The sequence below is a fragment of the Salipiger sp. genome (genome assembly GCF_048261495.1).
GTDB lineage: Bacteria > Pseudomonadota > Alphaproteobacteria > Rhodobacterales > Rhodobacteraceae > Salipiger.
This window is the reverse complement of the sequence record NZ_JBLXFX010000007.1, coordinates 274,284-291,255: the sequence shown is the minus strand read 5'-3', so window position 1 is coordinate 291,255 and position 16,972 is coordinate 274,284. Positions and strand designations below refer to the sequence as shown.

At 66.4% G+C, this 16,972-nt stretch carries 12 protein-coding genes; 2 read left to right on the top strand and 10 right to left on the bottom strand.

The features are described 5' to 3' along the window. Positions 1-355: 355 nt before the first annotated feature. Positions 356-3,427, top strand: a complete 3,072-nt coding sequence (locus ACN0RJ_RS16095; protein WP_417724897.1) for an AAA family ATPase — start codon at positions 356-358, stop codon at positions 3,425-3,427. Continuing rightward, on the top strand, positions 3,427-4,743 hold the full coding sequence (locus ACN0RJ_RS16090; RefSeq protein ID WP_417724896.1) for an McrC family protein: 1,317 nt from the start codon (positions 3,427-3,429) through the stop codon (positions 4,741-4,743). The genes ACN0RJ_RS16095 and ACN0RJ_RS16090 overlap by 1 nt, the downstream gene beginning before the upstream one ends. Positions 4,744-5,096: 353 nt before the next feature. Here the strand turns inward: ACN0RJ_RS16090 and ACN0RJ_RS16085 are convergent, their stop codons facing one another. From ACN0RJ_RS16085 to ACN0RJ_RS16040, 10 genes are all read right to left on the bottom strand, one after another. Further along, positions 5,097-5,342, bottom strand: coding sequence for a hypothetical protein (locus ACN0RJ_RS16085; protein WP_417724895.1), 246 nt, complete (start codon positions 5,340-5,342; stop codon positions 5,097-5,099). Then, the gene (locus tag ACN0RJ_RS16080) at positions 5,339-6,013 is read right to left on the bottom strand and encodes a YcbK family protein (RefSeq protein ID WP_417724894.1); all 675 of its coding nucleotides are present in this window, start codon (positions 6,011-6,013) and stop codon (positions 5,339-5,341) included. Before ACN0RJ_RS16080 ends, ACN0RJ_RS16085 begins: the two co-directional genes overlap by 4 nt. 68 nt (positions 6,014-6,081) lie before the next feature. After that, a complete protein-coding gene (locus ACN0RJ_RS16075) occupies positions 6,082-6,390 on the bottom strand; it encodes a hypothetical protein (protein WP_417724893.1) in 309 nt (102 codons plus the stop codon). Between the two features lie 32 nt (positions 6,391-6,422). Next, positions 6,423-8,348, bottom strand: coding sequence for a DUF2793 domain-containing protein (locus ACN0RJ_RS16070; RefSeq protein WP_417724892.1), 1,926 nt, complete (start codon positions 8,346-8,348; stop codon positions 6,423-6,425). Positions 8,349-8,369: 21 nt separating this feature from the next. After that, positions 8,370-12,371 (bottom strand): baseplate multidomain protein megatron, encoded by a 4,002-nt coding sequence (locus ACN0RJ_RS16065; protein ID WP_417724891.1) that lies wholly within the window; start codon positions 12,369-12,371, stop codon positions 8,370-8,372. A gap of 9 nt (positions 12,372-12,380) precedes the next feature. Then, a complete protein-coding gene (locus ACN0RJ_RS16060) occupies positions 12,381-12,827 on the bottom strand; it encodes an NlpC/P60 family protein (protein WP_417724890.1) in 447 nt (148 codons plus the stop codon). Then, a complete protein-coding gene (locus ACN0RJ_RS16055; protein WP_417724889.1) occupies positions 12,824-13,708 on the bottom strand; it encodes a DUF2163 domain-containing protein in 885 nt (294 codons plus the stop codon). Before ACN0RJ_RS16055 ends, ACN0RJ_RS16060 begins: the two co-directional genes overlap by 4 nt. Next, the gene (locus tag ACN0RJ_RS16050) at positions 13,705-14,331 is read right to left on the bottom strand and encodes a TIGR02217 family protein (RefSeq protein WP_417724888.1); all 627 of its coding nucleotides are present in this window, start codon (positions 14,329-14,331) and stop codon (positions 13,705-13,707) included. The genes ACN0RJ_RS16055 and ACN0RJ_RS16050 overlap by 4 nt, the downstream gene beginning before the upstream one ends. Next, a complete protein-coding gene (locus ACN0RJ_RS16045) occupies positions 14,331-16,793 on the bottom strand; it encodes a phage tail tape measure C-terminal domain-containing protein (protein ID WP_417724887.1) in 2,463 nt (820 codons plus the stop codon). Before ACN0RJ_RS16045 ends, ACN0RJ_RS16050 begins: the two co-directional genes overlap by 1 nt. Next, complete coding sequence (locus ACN0RJ_RS16040) at positions 16,786-16,917, bottom strand: hypothetical protein (protein WP_417724886.1); 132 nt, start codon at positions 16,915-16,917, stop codon at positions 16,786-16,788. The genes ACN0RJ_RS16045 and ACN0RJ_RS16040 overlap by 8 nt, the downstream gene beginning before the upstream one ends. Positions 16,918-16,972: the final 55 nt, after the last annotated feature.

The window sequence follows — 16,972 nt, the reverse complement described above, 5'->3', positions numbered from 1 at the left end:
GCGGGATGGAGCAGCCCGGTAGCTCGTCAGGCTCATAACCTGAAGGTCGTAGGTTCAAATCCTACTCCCGCAACCAAAAATGCCAGTCTTATCAAAGACTTCAAAGCCGAGCATAACGCTCGGCTTTTGTGCTTTCTGGTTTACATCAACGCCACATCAACACGACACCAGAAAAACCGCAGCAGCACGCACAATCACGCAGTCGCAGGCAGCGGCAGGCAACTCGCAGTTGCGCGCATCCTTGCTTCCGGCCATCATCGGCCCGTAGTTCCAGACGGTGAATTGACGACGACGGATTCTGCCCTCGGCTTCCTGACCTTGGAACGTCACTATTCGGCGAAGCAGGGGCGCATCTATGAAGCAGGACGAGTTCCGTAAGTGGTTGGTGGCGCAGGGACAGACGGATGCAACCGCCTCCTCGCGGGTCAGCAGCGCAAAGCGCGTGGAGCAGCATCTGGGCGATCTGGACGAATTGTTTGCCCAAGAGGATCGGGACAGCATCCTGAACCGCTTTGCCTACTCGGCAGAGGATGAACGCGCTGAACGCCCGAACCCATCGCCGGTGCCCATCGACGGCGTCTTGCGCACGGGGCTTGCCAGCCTCCAGCAGGCGCTGAAGCTGTATCATTCCTTCCTGACCGAACAATCCAATGTGCCGGACAAGGCGGAACAGCGGGCATTGGTCGACCGCCTTACCCGCAAGGAAATCGATGCGGCGATGCAGGAGTGCGATCAGCTGGGCCTGAAGGCCTTTCTTGCCCGTGGGGGCTTTGCCAGTCCCCAGGTGTGGGTCGGCGACGAAGGCAACGAGCAGTCCTATCCGGCGAAGGCGACCGTCGCAGCGGCCTTGGCGCATCTTCCCGATGGCCGGGCCCTCTCGGCGAAGGAATTCTTCAACGGCTTCGGAGAGGCGCAGTCATTCGCAATGCTTGAAGCTCTGGGATATCAGATCCGGCGCAAGGGGTCAGACGTTGCCGATCATCAGTCCTTGCTGGATCGCCTCTCCCGCAAAGAAATCGAAGCTGCAATCCGCGAATGCGATGAAATGGGTCTGGCGGCCTTCCTTGCGCGCGGTGGCTATGCCGATGGCGCGACTCAGTTCCAGGACGATGCCACAGGGCGTTTCTATCCTGCGAAGGCGACGGTCGCGGCCGCCCTCGAGCATCTGCCGGGTGGCAGGGCCCTCCCCATGAAGGAATTCTTCGGCGGCCAGGGTGGTCCGCGCACACACGCGGTGTTGGAGAAACTCGGATACCGTGTCCTGCACGGAAGTGAAGACGCTTCCGATCAGACGTTTTCGCGCGAACGGATCGAAGCGGCGATGGATGCGTTCGACGAGTTTCGTGCATCCGGCGCCCATGCGGATGTTTTCTCAGGGTTCGATGAGCCGAAGACTTATTGGGTTCGCTCAACGAAAGCGCGAGAGAACAGACGATTTCCGACCAAGCCGATTGTGGGCTATCTACTCGGCAAGTCGGCTCAGAAATTCGTCGGTGGCTGGAGCACGCAATATGATGCCGCGGCACGGCTGCACGCGGCTGGATACATCATCGTCGATCAGAACGACGAGCCGCTTCCCCTGCCAGAGCAATACGCCCACCTGATGCGCGGGGCAGACCGGGCCCGTCTGGTCGCGTTGAACTACTTCATCGCACCTGCGCGCGAGGCCGGGCAGCCTTCTATCACGATCCGTGCAGGTGACCTGCACGACATGGCGGGCCTCGTGAAGAACTGGGCGAACGTCTGCCAGGCGCTGGAAGGCGAGATGTTCCAGAAGCTTGCCTCGGTCCCGGCGCCTACACGGTCCGGGCCGGAACGCAGCACCACGACCGAATACACCTTCGTCCTTGCGCAGGGCGGGGCCGCGAAGGACAAACCCATGCCGCACGACGTTCAGACTGCGACCACCAACCTGATCCTCTACGGACCTCCCGGCACCGGCAAGACCTACCAGACGGCGTGGGAGGCAGTTCGCCTCTGTCTGGGTGAGGGCGTCGCCGCTGGTCTCTCTGGTGAAGAAAACCGCGACCGGCTGATGGCGGAATACCGGCGCTTGATGTCCGAGGGGCGGATCGAGTTCGTCACCTTCCACCAGTCGATGTCCTACGAGGAATTTGTCGAGGGGCTGAGACCCAGCGTTGATGAAGAGGACGTACCGGATCAGGGCGCGGGCTTTCGCCTCGAGCCTGTCGCCGGGATATTCCAGCGCATTGCGAGGCGTGCAGAGAGAGGCGTGCCAGTTACGCCGAGCGGAAACGTCATCTCGCTCGATGGTCGGCAGGTTTTCAAGATGTCGATCGCGCGTGCCAACGTTGCTTCCGAGGATTACCTGTTCGACGAGGCAATATCCGAGGGGCACACGCTTCTGGGTTGGGAAGACATCGATTTCACAGATAACAAATTCTCTGACATAAACGAGATCCTCAAGGCCTGTCGTGAGCAGGGCAGGCGGGAGGGCGAGGTTACGCTTCAGTCTGGCCAAGTCAGTCAGGTGGACGTCTTCCGCAATCAGCTTGAAATCGGCGACATCATCGTTGTGACCAAGGGCAACAGCCTGTTCCGTGCAATCGGCGAGATTACCGGACCGTACGAATACCACCAGCGTGCCAACCGAACATATTGCCATCGCCGATCTGTGCGTTGGCTTTGGGTGGATCGAACCGGTGTGCCTGCGGGCGAAATCTACGATGGCAACTTCACCATGCGGTCAATCTACGCTCTCAATCGGGCTCGCCTGGATACGGTTGCTCTTGAAGTGTACATGAACAGTGGGGGTGAGGCCGTCAGCCGGGAGGTGGAACCCCATGTCCTGATCATCGACGAAATAAACCGCGCCAACATCTCTAAGGTCTTTGGCGAACTGATCACGCTCCTGGAACCGGACAAACGCCTCGGGCGGCGCGATGAAATCCAGCTGACCTTGCCCTATTCGAAGAAGCGCTTCGGGGTGCCGCCCAATCTGCACATCATCGGCACAATGAACACGGCCGACCGCTCGATTGCGCTGCTGGACACTGCCTTGCGCCGTCGGTTCACGTTCAAGGAACTGATGCCTAACCCCTCAGTCTTGTCCCCGAATGTCGGCGGGATCAATATGCAGAAGCTACTGACTACGATCAACGACCGCATCGAGTATTTATTCGACCGCGAACACCAGATCGGGCACGCCTATTTCACCGGTTGCAAGTCTGCCCAAGAGGTCGAGGACGTGATGCGGCACAAGGTCATTCCGCTCCTGTCCGAGTACTTCTACGAGGATTGGTCCAAGGTCGCCGCCGTTCTGGGCGATGGCCCGCAGGGTCCATCCCGGTTTCTGGAGGCGCGCCGTCTGACGGCGGCGCCGGGACTTGCCGCTGATGATTTCGGGGCCGAGCGACTGCGCTGGCGGGTGAAGGACCAGTTCGACTTCTCCGAGTTCGCGGCCTGATGCCCGCCTGGTCCGTCCTCGAATGGGAGGCCGTGCCCCATGGCGATGGGGAGGGATGCATTCCGCCGCATCTCGCCCAGCGCCTTGTGGCACTTGCCAAGGCTTCCCCCTTCGCCGGGCGTGGCGGCGGTGGCGTATTGGAGGATCGGCGCCATGACCTGCGGGCGCGCGGGGTGGTTGGCGTGTTGGCGGTGCCGGGTTGCACGCTGGAAATCTTGCCGAAGATCGACGTCGGCGAAAAGGAAGGCTCGGCACAAGAGACGCGCGAGATCCGCAAGCGCCTTGTGCACATGCTCGCGGTGGCCCTCGACCTGAAGATCCAGACAGGAAGCATGACCGACCTCGACTGGCAGCGCGAAACGCTGCTGGAAATCCTGATCCGCGTCTTTTGCGACAAGCTGACCGAGGCGGTACGGCGAGGCATGCCGCGGCGCTACACCCTGCATGACGACGATCTGCCGACCTTGCGGGGATCGCTGGACATCCCGCGCCAGTTCACCCGCCATCTCGCCAACCCGGGCCGCCTGGCGTGCCGCTATGATGAGCTGTCCGAGGACATCGCCCTCAACCGCATCATGAAGGCGGCCATCGCGCATCTAGCGGGCATGTCGCGAAACGCGACGAATGTGCAGCGGCTGCGGGAACTGGCCTTCGTCTATGCAGAAGTTGCGGAGGTGCAGATCCCTGCCTTGCGGTGGGACGATGTTGTCATCGACCGCACCAACAGTGCCTGGCAGGAACTCTTTGGAATGGCGCAGCTGTTCCTGCGCAACCGATACCAGACCACCAGCGCCGGGTCAGGGCAGGGATCGGCCCTGCTGTTCGAGATGAATGCCCTGTTCGAGGAATACATCGGCCGTCTGGTGACGCGGGCGCTGGCGGGGTCCGAACTCCGCGTGACGCTGCAGGGTGGCCGCCTGTTCTGTCTGACGTCGGTCGATGACGAACGTGCGGTTTTCCAGACCAAGCCCGACATCCTCATCAAGCGTGGCGATCAGGTCGCCCATGTGATCGACACCAAGTGGAAACGTATTTCCGACCGGATCGACGATCCGAAGCAGGGGGTGTCCCAGGCGGACGTCTATCAGATGATGGCCTACGCCCACCTCTACAAGGCCCCGCGCCTGACGCTGCTTTATCCCCACCATGCGGGTCTGGGTGACGAGGAAGGGATCCGCGCGCGGTTCCGTGTGACGGGTCAGGAAACGCTGCTGGAAACGGCGAGCTTTGACATCTCCACCGGTACCGACCTGGTGGAACGCATTCGTGGCCGGATACTCACTGGCCTCGAAGAAATGTCCCCCTCACTCCCGTGAGGGCGAACGGCCAGCCCCTGCGAGGTGCACAATTGTGCCCATCACTCCGTGAGACAATCAGGGCAGCACCTGACATCGTCAACCCGCAGCGAATCCCTGCTGCTCGTTGACATCGTGAATCCATGAACCGGGCCGGGCGATGCGCCGCGGTCGAGGCGTCTGCCGCTTGCCTCGTGGCAGGCTTCGCCCGGCTCGGATTTCACCTGCACGCCCGCGCCTGATCGCGCAACACGGCGTAATCGCCGAGCATCCGGACGATGACAGCCTCTCCCGGTAGCCCCTCGACCTCATCGGCGGCCCGAGCCTGATCAGCGCTGGAGTAATCAACCACCGGCGGGCAGGGTGCGCGGGTCTCAGAAGCGCCCGTCGCGCAGCCGTTCAGCCAGAGCATCGCGATCAGGAGGGCGACGGGCGGCGGCGTCGAGCATCTGGCGGTGGATGACATCGTTTCTCTCTCGGGCATCAAGCCGATCGGCGGCGCGCCCAGCGCGTTCACCGGCACGGCGCAGGTTCAGAAGGAACAGCAGGATCGCTGCGGCGGCGAGGATGAGGCCCAGCGCCTTGCGCGCCGGGCCATGGGTGAGGAGCCAGCCGATCACCGCTGGCCCCGCTTCCAGTCATCGAGCCGGGCGTGAATGGTGACGGCGATGCCGATCAGCGCGATAGCGATCAGCACCCAGCGCAGCGTGTCGAGATAGGGTACCAGCGGCTGGATCGTGGACTGGGTTTCGGCGAGGACGCCCCTCACAGCATCCATCCCGGCCGCACCGACAGTCGCTGCTCCAGCCGCACCCCCACCACGCAAGGTGCGGCTTTCCGACAGGACTTCGCGCGCGAGCGGCAGTTCCGGGGCGAAGGGCACGGATCGCGCCGGGAAGGGTTCGCCCCAGGACCGGGCAGGACCAAGGTCGATGTGCATGAAGCCGGAGCGGGGATAGGTGCCGAAGCCAAGGAAGCCGACGACACGGGCGGCTTCGGCGAATGCGGCCGGATCGTGGTTCGCCATGGCGATGTCGAAGGCGGTGCCCTGCATGTGTTTCGAGGCCGGGGCCCCGCCGACGGCCCGATTGTGTTCCGGGCTGCGATAGGCGGAGCGGATGATCAGCGGCTTGCCCAGCCGGTTGCGCAGGGCCTGCAGCTTGTCCATCGCCTCGGTGTTGATCTTGATCGCGCCGGTACCGCGGCAGGCGATTTCGGCGACCGAGAAGTTCGGCCAGCACCAGGCAGTCGCTGGCACATCGCGCCAGTGGGGGTAGGTCAGGGTCGGCATTGTGGATCCTCCAGATGAAAAACCCGCCTCTGGGGCGGGAGACGAGGTGGTCGCAGTGGTGGTTCAGATCAGTCGGATCGGCCGCGCTGGAAGGCGTCGAAGAGCATGTCCCGCATCGAGCGGATATCGGTCTCGATCCGGTCGAGGCGGTCGCCATCAACCTTGCGATCTTCGCTGCGCTGCTTGTCAGTCCGGTCGCGTTCGGTGATGAGTTCCCGGTCGAGGCGGTCCAGCAGGGCCTCATTCGTGAAGGCCTTGCGGGTGATCGCCGCGATCAGGGCCATGGTGCCGCCGATCAGGGCGGTCAGCGCGGCCGTGATTCCGTGGTCCCGAAAGGCCCGCGAGACTGCGTCGGCGAGAGTGGTCTGGTCGTTCATCATGGTCCTTTCCGGCCACGCGGCGTGGCGCTTCAGTAATCGGTCTCGATGTAGACGCCGGAGCAGTCATAGGCGACGGCCGCGGCGGTGCTGCCGTTGTTGAGGTAGTTGCGCGGGTTCAGGAGTTGGGTCGCCGCGGGCATGTCGGTGGTGATCATCGCCTCGGCGACCGCGCCCGAGACCTCCTCGACCACGCGGATCCCGACCGCGCTGTCGTTCGGGGCCGCCGCGATATAGAGCGTCAGGACATTCGTTGTGCTGGCCACCGGGAAGCCCGCGCCAAGTTCGATCAGCGTCGGCGCGCCGGTGCCGTCATTGTGCACGATCTGCCAGTTGGCGTGGGTGCCGCGCTCGAACCCGATGCCCAGCGCGTTGACGACAGCCGAGAGCGTCAGGGTGGTGGACAGCGCCGCAACCGATCCGATCAGGCCGAAGAACCCCATGCCCGTTGGCTGCAGCGTGACCAGCGACAGCCGGTTCACATAGGTGAAGCCGCCAAGGCCATCCGCATTACCGCGCCAGCAGACCCAGCCCGCGGATCGTTCCTCGGCCGCCGCCCCGGCCGTGGCCGCCGAGGTCATCCGCCAGCGGCGCATGGAGGTGGAGAGGTTGGTCGTGGCCAACGTCGGCGTCGCCGCCGTGCCGACGGCCGTGCGCGGCATGCCGTTGGTGTTGATCGTGGTGCTGGTCGAGGGCGCCCAAGTCGCGATCCGGTTCACCCCGAAATGCGGCTGGAGCGGGAAGTGGCGGCCGGAGGGTCGTTCGACATCCAGCCAGCCCATCCCTGCGCGGTCACGGGCATAGAGCGCCAGCTTTCCTGCGGGCGGCGGCGAGGGGACCGCATCATGGGCGGGCAGGACGACCGGCTCGGCCAGTTCGACACGGCCGTTGGTGCGGTCGACCCTGAAGGCATCGAAGAAGGCGGATCCGTCAGGGCTGACCTTGAAGCTGAAGTCGTCATTGCCCAGGAGGCCGATCAGCGCTCGGGCGGAGAAGCCGGTCTTGAACGCGAAGGCCGCGTCATTCCCGGCGGCGGCCTTGTTGACCGTCGCCTCGACGCCAGCGCCTGCGTTGTTCAGCAGCACCGCAGGCGTGTTCACAGACAGCCGGTTGAAGCTGTCGGCTGTCGCCCCACCGAGGCCCAAGAGTTGCGCGGTCAGGTTTGCCTGCGGCATGCCGACCTGCGTGACGGCATTGGCGAAGGTGACGGTCGGCGTGTTGACCACCGTGGTGCCGCCCGCGCCAGCCGTCGCAGAGCCGATGTTCACGACGGTGGTCGATCCGGACGCGCCGCCGGTGCCGATGTTCACCGTCTTGGAGACACCGGTCGTTGTGGCCCCGGTGCCCATGCCGTAGGTGGCCGTCGTCGTCGCCGTGCCGATCGAGGCGCTTGCGGCCGAGACCGTGACCGTGCCGGAGGCGGTCAGCGTGCCAGAGAAGGTCTTGTTGCCGGTGAAGGTCTGGGTGCCCGCAAGGATCGCCAGCTCCGACGAGGTGTTCGGCAAGGTGAAGCTGCGCGTTGTCCCGGCGCTGATCCCCGCCAGCGAGAAGGTCGCTCTCTTCGTCGGGTCCGCGTCGTTGACCAGGCTGAACACGGCATCCGAGACGTCGCGCGGCTCGCCCACGACCTCCCAGACGCTGCCGGTCCAGACGAGGAACAGCCCCTCGGCCGCGACCCAGACCAGCCAGCCGGTGCGCGGCACCAGCCGGATCCACGCACCGTCCACCCAGAAGGCGATGTTCAGATCCCACCCGGCCCAAAGGCCGGTGGCGCCCGAGGCCACCAGATGGCGATTGCCGTCTGCCGGGCTGGCCGGGGGCGCAGTGCGCGTGCGGTCGAGGACCGAGAGTTGGACCATGGCGTCGAGGAGGCGCAGGGCCTCGTTGTGGGTGACATGTTTCTGTGCCTGCGCCGCCAGGAGGTAAGGCAGGCCCAGATGGGTTGTGATGTCGGACATCGGGGTTCCCGTAAGTTGGGATCAGAATTGCAGCGTGACCACGCCGGGCGTGCCGCGGCCGAGGCGGTTCGAGACCTGGAAGATGCGGATCGCCAGCGTCTGCCCCAGCCCGAGTGGTGCGCCCCAATCGGCGGTCTGCTGGGCGGCGGTGTAGAGGATGGAGGTCGTGTTGCTGGTCAGCGTGCGCTTGACGGCGGCCCCGTCGAGGATCTGCACATCGTAGCTTTCCAGGTCTTCGGCCAGCGGCACCTCGACCTGTTCCCAGGCATCCGCAACCAGCGCGCGGGACCGGCGCGTCCAGCGGATGGTCAGATCGCCGGGGCTGCGCGCCGTGCGCCACGGCTGGTCGACATGGACCGGCGCGAAGGGGACAAGGCCCCGTCCGGTCGGCGTGAAGCCCAGCGCGGCATAGCTGTCATTGTTTACCGCCCGCGCGGCCGGGCCCACCCGCCAGTTCCACGGCAGTCCGAGATCGGCCTCGGCGATGGGGAGGGAGGCCAACGACGTATCCAGTACAATGACCCGCGCACCGGCCGGAGCCGGGTTGCCCATGGCATGTTCCGTCCCGCGCTGGCCACGCAGGAGGCGGGTAAGGCGATAGCGGCCGGGTGCGATCAGTTCAGCCTGACCAGCCTGGACGATCTCCCATTGGCCAGCGGCGGCCTCGACCGCCAGCGCATTCGCCCCGCCGAACAGCGCGACATCCGTTACGCTTTCCAGCGCCCCCGACAGAAGATCGACCACCAGCGCATTGCCCAGATCGAAGCGCGACGTCGGCCCCGGAAAGAAATCGAAGGCCAGCGTGCCGATCCGGGCCCGACTGCCGAATGTAGTCAACAGATTGAACCCATCCGTCGAGGCGCTGCGGAACACCGCGATCTCGCCCGGCCAGGGGCTGGCATGGGTGGCGATCAGGGGTCGATGGGAGGGCTGATCCTCACTGATCTGCGGAAGGTCCAGCATCACCACTTCCGGCGTACCGAAGACGACGGGGCTGGCGAGCGAGGCCGGGCGGGGATCCCCGGGCGGCAGATCGTAGGCGGCACGGTCCTGGCGCACCGCCTCGATCCCGCGCGCTTCGGCATCTGCGACGGAGACGAGGCGGAACTCGACCTCGCGACCATCATGCGCGAGCCGGATCACGTCGGCCGGATCGAGGGAAAGGCGCGAGGGCGGCAGGCGGAAGGTGGCGCTCTCGCGACCGATCCACGCCTCCATCAGCGCGCGGCGGCAGCGGCACTCGGCCTCCTCGGGCGGGATGGCCATCGGGAAGGACTCGGAAGCAATGCGCGTCGTATCGACGGTGATGCGCCGCGCCTCGACCAACGCCGCGTCATAGTCCTCGTCCGCCCGTGCGACCTGCCACTTCAGGGCTTGGGGTAGTTCGGTTTCCTGGCCGCGGGTCAGTTCGAACGCCTCGCCTTCGCGGCTGGCGACCAGATCAACCACGGTCAGGGTGAGGCTGGATGCCCGGCCGCGCATCACGAAACGGATCACGCCCTCGGTCTCGATGGCATCGAACCCGAAATGGCGGGCCAGCGTGGAAATCGACGCCCGGGGGCTTTCAAGGGCGCCGATCACATAGCCCTCCACCGCGCCCCAGAGGCCGGAGACGTCGATCAACGCCTCATCAAGCCCAGCGCGAAGGCAGAGGTGGCGTACGAGCGCAGCCAATGACACCGCACCGAGCCGCCCTGTCAGCCAGTGACCCAGCCGCCAGTTCGGGCCATCCGTCCAGATGCCGGTGAGTTCGGGAAAGAAGGGATAGGGGCGCGCATCCCATGTCCAGGCGGCACATTCGGGAACGTGGACCATGCGGCCGCCGTAGACGGACGAGGTCGGGTTGTTCGCGCCCTGACCCCACCGGAGGTAGCTCGCCTCGAGATAGGCGCGCTGGATCGCGTCATCGCGCCAGCCGCGCGAGAAATACGGCGTGAAGCTCTCGGACGACTTCGGGTCGAAGAACACGTTCGGCTGGTTCGTGCCCCGGTCGATGGCGGGGCATCCCAGTTCGGTGAACCAGACGGGCTTCGACTGCGGCACCCAAGCGGTGGGCGTGCCGCTTTCCGCCCCGCCCGGGCGGTTGAAATGCGCGTTCGACCACCAGGCCCGCAGATCCTTGTAACGGAAGACCCAGGGCTTGCCCGCGCTGCCGTCGGTGATGGGCGTGCGGATCTGTGCCGACCGGTCAGCTGGGCTGGCATAGAACCAGTCGAAGCCCTCGCCGCCTGCGATATTGGCCTGCAGGTAGCCCCTGTCATGGATCGCAGGCCAACCTTGCAGGGCATCGGCATGGTCGAAGCCATCCCGCCAGTCGGAGAGCGGCATGTAGTTGTCGATGCCGATGAAATCGATGTTGGCGTCCGACCAGAGCGGGTCGAGGTGGAAATAGACATCGCCGCTGCCATCGCGCGGTTGGTGGCCGAAGTATTCCGACCAGTCCGAGGCGTAACCCACCTTGGTGCTAGCCCCGAGGACGGCCTTCACGTCCGCCGCCAGCGCCTTGAAGGCGGTGACGGCCGGAAAGGTGCTTGCGCTGGAGCGGATTGTCGTCAGCCCGCGCATCTCGGTGCCGATCAGGAAGGCATCGACGCCGCCCGCCACTGCGCAGAGATGGGCGTAGTGCAGGATCATCCGGCGCAGGCCCCAATCGCCAGCGGGACCGGTCCAGGTGACATTGTCGCCCGACACCGCGAACTGCGCTGGGGTGGCCACGCCGAAGAAGGCCGAGACTTGCGTGGCCGCCGAGGCCGACTTGTCTGCGGTGCCGGTATAGCCTGCCGCCGGGGAGCAGGTGATACGCCCGCGCCATGGGAAGCTGGGCTGGCCCGGCGTCGCGGCGTTGTTCGAATAGGGGTTCGGCAGCGTGTTCCCGGGCGGCACGTCCATCAGTAGGAAGGGATAGAAGGTGACGCGCAGTCCGCGCGCCTTCATCTCCCGGATCGCCTGCACCACGGCGAAGTCGGCAGGCGTGCCGCCATAGACCGGACGGTCCTCGGCATCACGGCTGACCAGATGCGCGATCGCCCGCGCCACGCCGTTGACCGTCCAGGTCTTGGGGCTGGTGACCTTGGTCGCCACCTCCACGCCCGGCTTGATCGTGCAGTTGCCCGCCCGCAGGTCATTGCCGAACCAGGCGACGACGAGGCTGACGCTCTCGACGGCCGGGGCCATGGCCTGCAGCCGGTCGAGGGCCACGACGATATCGGCCTCGTCGGGCAGCGCATTCAGGTTCTCGGCCGAGGTCGTGCCGCCTGTGGTCTGGCCGAAGACCGTGGTCGTGGCGCCCACGGTCTTCCGGACAGCCTCGGTCGCATAAGTGAACTCGCCCGAGGCGGGGATCATCGTCACGGCCTTGACCAGCCCCTCGGCCGTGTCGGGATCCGCGAGCGGCCGGAAGACTTCGAAAGACAGCTGCGGCAGGCGGTTGCCGTAGGTGGAAAGCGGCAGTTCCTCGAAGACGACATAGGCTGTGCCGCGATAGGCCGGGGTGTTGGCCGCCCCCATCTTCGCTGCAATGAACGGATCGGCCGTCTGTGTCTCGTTTCCGGGATACCAGCGCATGGGTAGATCGCCGGTCATGTCGAGCGGCTTGCCGTCGGCCCAGATGCGGCCGATACCAGTGATCGGGCCTTCGCAGAGAGCCACCGCAAAGGACGCATAGTAGAGATACTCGGTCGTCCGGACCTTGCCGCCGCCCCCGCCCTTGCCGCCACCCTGCGTTGTGGTCTTCGTCTCCTCGCGAAAATCGGTCGCCCAGATGATGTTGCCGCCGATGCGCATGCGGCCATAGAGGCGCGGGATGATGGCCCCTTCGGTGGCTGAGGTGATCCGCAAGCTGTCGAGGCGCTGGCCCTCGATCTTCTGCGCGGGCGCCAACGAGGACACGATCCAGCTGTCCACCACCGAACCGATGGTCGAGCCGATGAAGCCACCGATGGCGGCGCCAGAGAAGCCGAGGATCGCGCCACCGAAGGCCCCGCCGATGGCGGAACCGACGGCGCCGAGGACGAGCGTGGCCATGGGAAAATCTCAGCGTGCGGGAAACATGAAGGCGAATGCGATGCGGCGTCGCCATGCGGGTGTTAGCGGTTCCTCGATCACGCCGAGGCGTTCATAGGCGTGGAGGAAGGTGTCGGGAGCGGTCAGAATGCCCACATGCTTGGCGATAGCGCGCGGCACCATACGGAACAAGACCAGCGCGCCGGGTGGGGCGTCTGCCGGTGCGATCTCCGGCATCATCACCCGTGCCCCGTCCGCCAGCACCTCGCGCGGCCCGGTCTCGCCCCAGTCCCGGCTGTAGGGCGGGATCGGAAATGGCTCCGGGCCGACGACTTCTCGCCAGACGCCCCGCGCGAGGCCGAGGCAATCGCAGCCGACCCCGCGCAGACTGGCCTGGTCGTGATAGGGTGTGCCCAGCCAGGATCGAGCGGCGGCAATGACGCGGGCAGGATCGGCCGTCAGGGCTGTCGCGGTCACAGGACCGCCCCCTCGTGGCCGCCGTCCTTCGTCGCGTAGCGCAGCACTGCGTCCTGACCCGGGATATATGGAAAGCCCCTGAAGTTCGCGATATTGGCGAACTTTGCGGCGCAGGTCGTGATGCGCTTGTCGCAGCCTGCCCGGACCACGAAGGCATCCATCGCCGTGATCGGGCGCACCGGCGCTTCCAGCAGGGTCAGGATCGCCACCCCGTCGACCAGATCGTGCGACAGCACCTCGACCCGCCTCCCGGCGTTCGCCCCTGTCGCCCATTCCACCAGTCCGAAGGCGAACCAGCCTGCCGCAAATGAACTGAGGCCCGATGCCGTGAAGGCGCGGTCGCGCAGCACCTCAATAACTGTGCCGGTCCCCTTGAAGGCTGGCGCCTCGAGGTTCACGCCGCAGCGCGCATCGCCCAGTGCGGCATCGCAGCTGGCCTGGAACGTCCGCCCGACCGTCTGGCCGAGCACATGGGCGAGGCTGCGCACTTCGGCCACAAAGGCGAGCCGCCCGCGCCTTATCTGGCCAATGGCGCCGCGCCGCAGCAGCACGCGCTGCGCCGGGGTCGACCAGTTCACGCGCCAGACCTCGACCGCGGCATTGTCCCATCGGCCGTCGAGGATGTCGGTCTCGGTGATCCGGTCAGAGGACAGCACGCCTTGCGCGTCCTGCGCATCGACCGACAGGTCTGAGCCCGACCGGACCTCGGAGGCGGTCAGCCCGCTTTCCGGTTCGAACTCCGTCCCGTCGAATGCCAGCGTTCGGTCGTGGTCGGTGAAGCCAAAGGTCACGCCATCGGCGCGGGTGATCCGCCAGCACCAGGCCATGGTAGTGGTGCCGTCGTCGAGATGGGCCTGCAGCGCGGGGTTCAGAGACTTCATGTGCGGATTTCCACGAGAGGGATCGAGGTGATCGACCCGAGGCGTTCGAGGTCGAGGGTGACGTCGAGGGCGTCGGTGTCGAAGCGGACAGGGACGTCGAATTCGAAGCCTGCGGTGATGGCCACGCCCAAGGCAGGGGCGGTGGTGAAGGTGATCAGACCGGTAATCGTGGAAACGGACCAGCCGGAGGCCTGCGCCGTGCCGTTCAGGGCGATGGTCACGCTTCCGGCGACGGGTTTGGTGATGGCCCGCGTCCAGGACTGTGCGCCCGAGGTGTAGCGTTTGGTCAGCTGGAACAGGGTGGCTGACCCGTTGCCCGTGCCAATCGGCTGGTTGGTCGGGCCTGGCGTCTGCGATGGCAGGCAGGATTTGAAGTCCGCCCAGTCCTTGAAGCGGAAGCCATGCAGGCGGCCGTTCCTTGCCTCGAAGAAGGCAACGACCGCCGCCAGATCGTCGGCGCGGCGGATGCCGTAGGCGACGTCATAGCGTCGGCGCGAGTTTGCCCAGCTGGCATTGCGCTCCTCGGCCCCGCTCGCCAATTCGACGATCTGCGTGCGCCGTTCAGGGCCGCCGCGCGCGCCCCGGCTGATGTTGTCCGGAAACCGGACCTCGTGAAACGCCATCACATCCCCCTTCGGCCCAGCGACACGGCGCGGGCAATGTCGCTGGCGACCTGCGTCCGGGATTGCCGGAAACTCTCGGCGTCGCGGGCGTTGATCGTGACGTTGATGGTCGAGGCGCCCGCCTGGCCGTAACCGGCGGCTTCGCGCCTCGAGAGAACCCGCTCTCCGCGTTGCAGGATCGCGGGCACCTCATCGGGGCGCAGCCCGGCCCAGCCCCCGTTGTGCATGCGGGGCGCAGCTGCAAAGGCCAGGGCCGGGACCATCCGGCCGGGGCCAGGGGCGCCGACCATGCCGCCTGAATGCAGGATGTTGGCGAAGATGCCACCCGCCCCGCCCAGCGCGCCGGAAAGGGCATTGGCGATGGGGCCGAGGATGAAGCGGCGTGCTGCGAGCTTCGCGAGATCGGCGATGATGGAGGTGACCAGATCGCGGAAGTCGAGTTTGCCGGACTTCACGAAGTCGCCGATGGCGTTCTCGGCGCTTTGGAAGGCCCCGACCAGGGCGCTGCCGATATCCCCGCCGATGTCGCGCGCCTTGGCGGCGTAGTCGGCGAGGGCTGCGGTCACAGCTCGCCAGCCGGTTAGCGCCGTGTCCGCGCCCTCGGCTGCAGCCGCCCCAGCATCACGCGCGGCACCGCCCGCGCTATCGGCGGCGGTGGCCGTGTCATTCAGCCCGGCCGTGAGAGCATCGGCCGACGCGGCCGCATCGGCGAGTGCGGTCTCGGCCTCGGTCCCCGTGCCGGTGACTGCATCCTTCAGCGCCTGCCAGCTGGCGAGGGGTCGACCGGCAGCGTCAGCCAGCATCCCCGCCGCCTCGCGATAACCGTCGGCCCGGGCGCGGGCATCGTCGGCCATCGCGCCGAGGCCAAGATCGGGCGGTTCCAGATAGGTGCGTGACAGCGCAGCAGAAAAGGCGTCCGCCGCCGCAGCGCCTGCGGCCGTTGCCGCGCCTTCGAAGGGGTTGCCGATACGCCGCAGTTCCACCGGGTCGAGGACGCCGATCCGCACCCCGCCTTCGCCGGTAGCCCATTCGGGCAGGAGGGCCAGTGCAGCGTTCAGGGTTTCGATGAAGCTGTTGATGCGGGTGACGACCCCGTTCAGCATCGCCTCGATGCCCGAAATCAGCCCGTTCGCCGCCTGGAAGGCGAAATCGCCGATGGCGCCCGGCAGGCTGCCCCAGATCGCCACCGCCGCGTCATAGGCCCCCTGGAAAATTGCCGCCGTCCGGTCACCGAAGCTGACGACGCCTGCGATGGTGCCCTCGAGGGCCGAGAGACCGGCCGCTTTAAGCCCCTCCCATCCGGCCGCCATGCGCGCCAGCGCCGCGTCGAGTGACAGGCCAATGCGGGACCAGACTTCGCGGGCCAGATCGCCGAGCAGGCGAAACGCCTCGCCCACACCGCCGACCCGGGCCACCAGCTGCGAGAACTGATAGACCAGTTCGCCCGCGCCGACGATCAGTGCCCCGATGCCGGTCCGGATCAGGGCGCCGCGAAGGAACACCAGCGCGGTGGCGAGGCCGCGAACCGACAGGGCCGCCGCTGCCAGTCCTGCCACCCAGCGCCCAGCCATGACGGCGGCGAATGCCGCGGCATAGGACGCCAGACGCCCGAGGTTGCCGATCAGGGTGTCGATGGCAGACCGCAGAATCCCGCCATCCGAGGCGAGCGCCACGAATGCATTGGCCAGTGCCTCGATGGTCGGGGCTACGGCGACGGCGATGCGGTTGCGGAGGCCATCGAAGACCAGCGAGACGGTGCCCAGCGCCAGTTGCGTGCGGCGCAGGGCTTCGAGGGCGTCGCTGTCCAGCACAGCACCGAGGTCCGAGGCTTGGTCGCCAAGCCGGGCCATCTCCGCCCCGCCGTTGCGCAGCAGCGGCAGAAGGCGCGTGGCGTCCGAGGCCATGGCCTCGAGATAAAAGGTCATTTCCTGCTGGCTCAGGCCCGCCTGCTCCAGCGTGTCGACGTAGAGTTGCAGGGCTTCCGGCCCCGACAAACGCGCGAACTGGTCGGCGGTGACGCCAACGCGCGGGGCGACATTCTCGAAGAAATCCGCCATCGGCCCGCCGCCGGTCTGGAGGAAATCCCCGACCCGGTCGTTCACGTCCTTCAGGATGTCGGCCAGCTTCTCCTGCTCGATCCCCACGGTCCGCGCCCCTGCCGACCAGCGCTGCAACGCCTCGGGCGTGGCATTGGCGACCTGCGCGAACTGACGGATCTGCGCGGCGCTTTCGGCGGTGGATCGGACGATCAGGCCGAGCGAGGCTGTAGCGGCCGCCGCGGCGGCCCCGAGGGCAAGACCGGCCCGGCGCGCGAAAGCGGCCAGCCGGGTGTTGGCCAGTTCCATCTCGCGCGACAGGCGGCCAAACCCGCGTGCTCCGGCCTCGCCGACACCCTCCAGTTCGGCGCGCACGCGACGTCCGCCCTCCGCCACGAGGCGGACGGAGACCTTCTTCTCAGCCATTCCGGCGTCCTTCCATCTGCTCGTTCAGTTTGCGCACCATCACCGCCTCGATCTCGGGCAGCAGTTCGGCGGCGATCAGGGCGTCGACGCCCAGCGCCTTCGCCAGAGCGAGGGCCGCGCCCATGTCCCATCCGATGACGGCACCTGGCGCGATGCGCAGTTGGCCGCCAAGGCGCTGG

Coding starts and splice junctions, on each gene's coding strand:
- ACN0RJ_RS16095 (WP_417724897.1), top strand. CDS start 356: ATGAAGCAGGACGAGTTCCGTAAGTGGTTGGTGGCGCAGGGACAGACG.
- ACN0RJ_RS16090 (WP_417724896.1), top strand. CDS start 3,427: ATGCCCGCCTGGTCCGTCCTCGAATGGGAGGCCGTGCCCCATGGCGAT.
- ACN0RJ_RS16080 (WP_417724894.1), bottom strand. CDS start 6,013: ATGCCGACCCTGACCTACCCCCACTGGCGCGATGTGCCAGCGACTGCC.
- ACN0RJ_RS16075 (WP_417724893.1), bottom strand. CDS start 6,390: ATGAACGACCAGACCACTCTCGCCGACGCAGTCTCGCGGGCCTTTCGG.
- ACN0RJ_RS16070 (WP_417724892.1), bottom strand. CDS start 8,348: ATGTCCGACATCACAACCCATCTGGGCCTGCCTTACCTCCTGGCGGCG.
- ACN0RJ_RS16065 (WP_417724891.1), bottom strand. CDS start 12,371: ATGGCCACGCTCGTCCTCGGCGCCGTCGGTTCCGCCATCGGCGGGGCC.
- ACN0RJ_RS16055 (WP_417724889.1), bottom strand. CDS start 13,708: ATGAAGTCTCTGAACCCCGCGCTGCAGGCCCATCTCGACGACGGCACC.
- ACN0RJ_RS16050 (WP_417724888.1), bottom strand. CDS start 14,331: ATGGCGTTTCACGAGGTCCGGTTTCCGGACAACATCAGCCGGGGCGCG.
- ACN0RJ_RS16045 (WP_417724887.1), bottom strand. CDS start 16,793: ATGGCTGAGAAGAAGGTCTCCGTCCGCCTCGTGGCGGAGGGCGGACGT.
- ACN0RJ_RS16040 (WP_417724886.1), bottom strand. CDS start 16,917: ATGGGCGCGGCCCTCGCTCTGGCGAAGGCGCTGGGCGTCGACGCCCTG.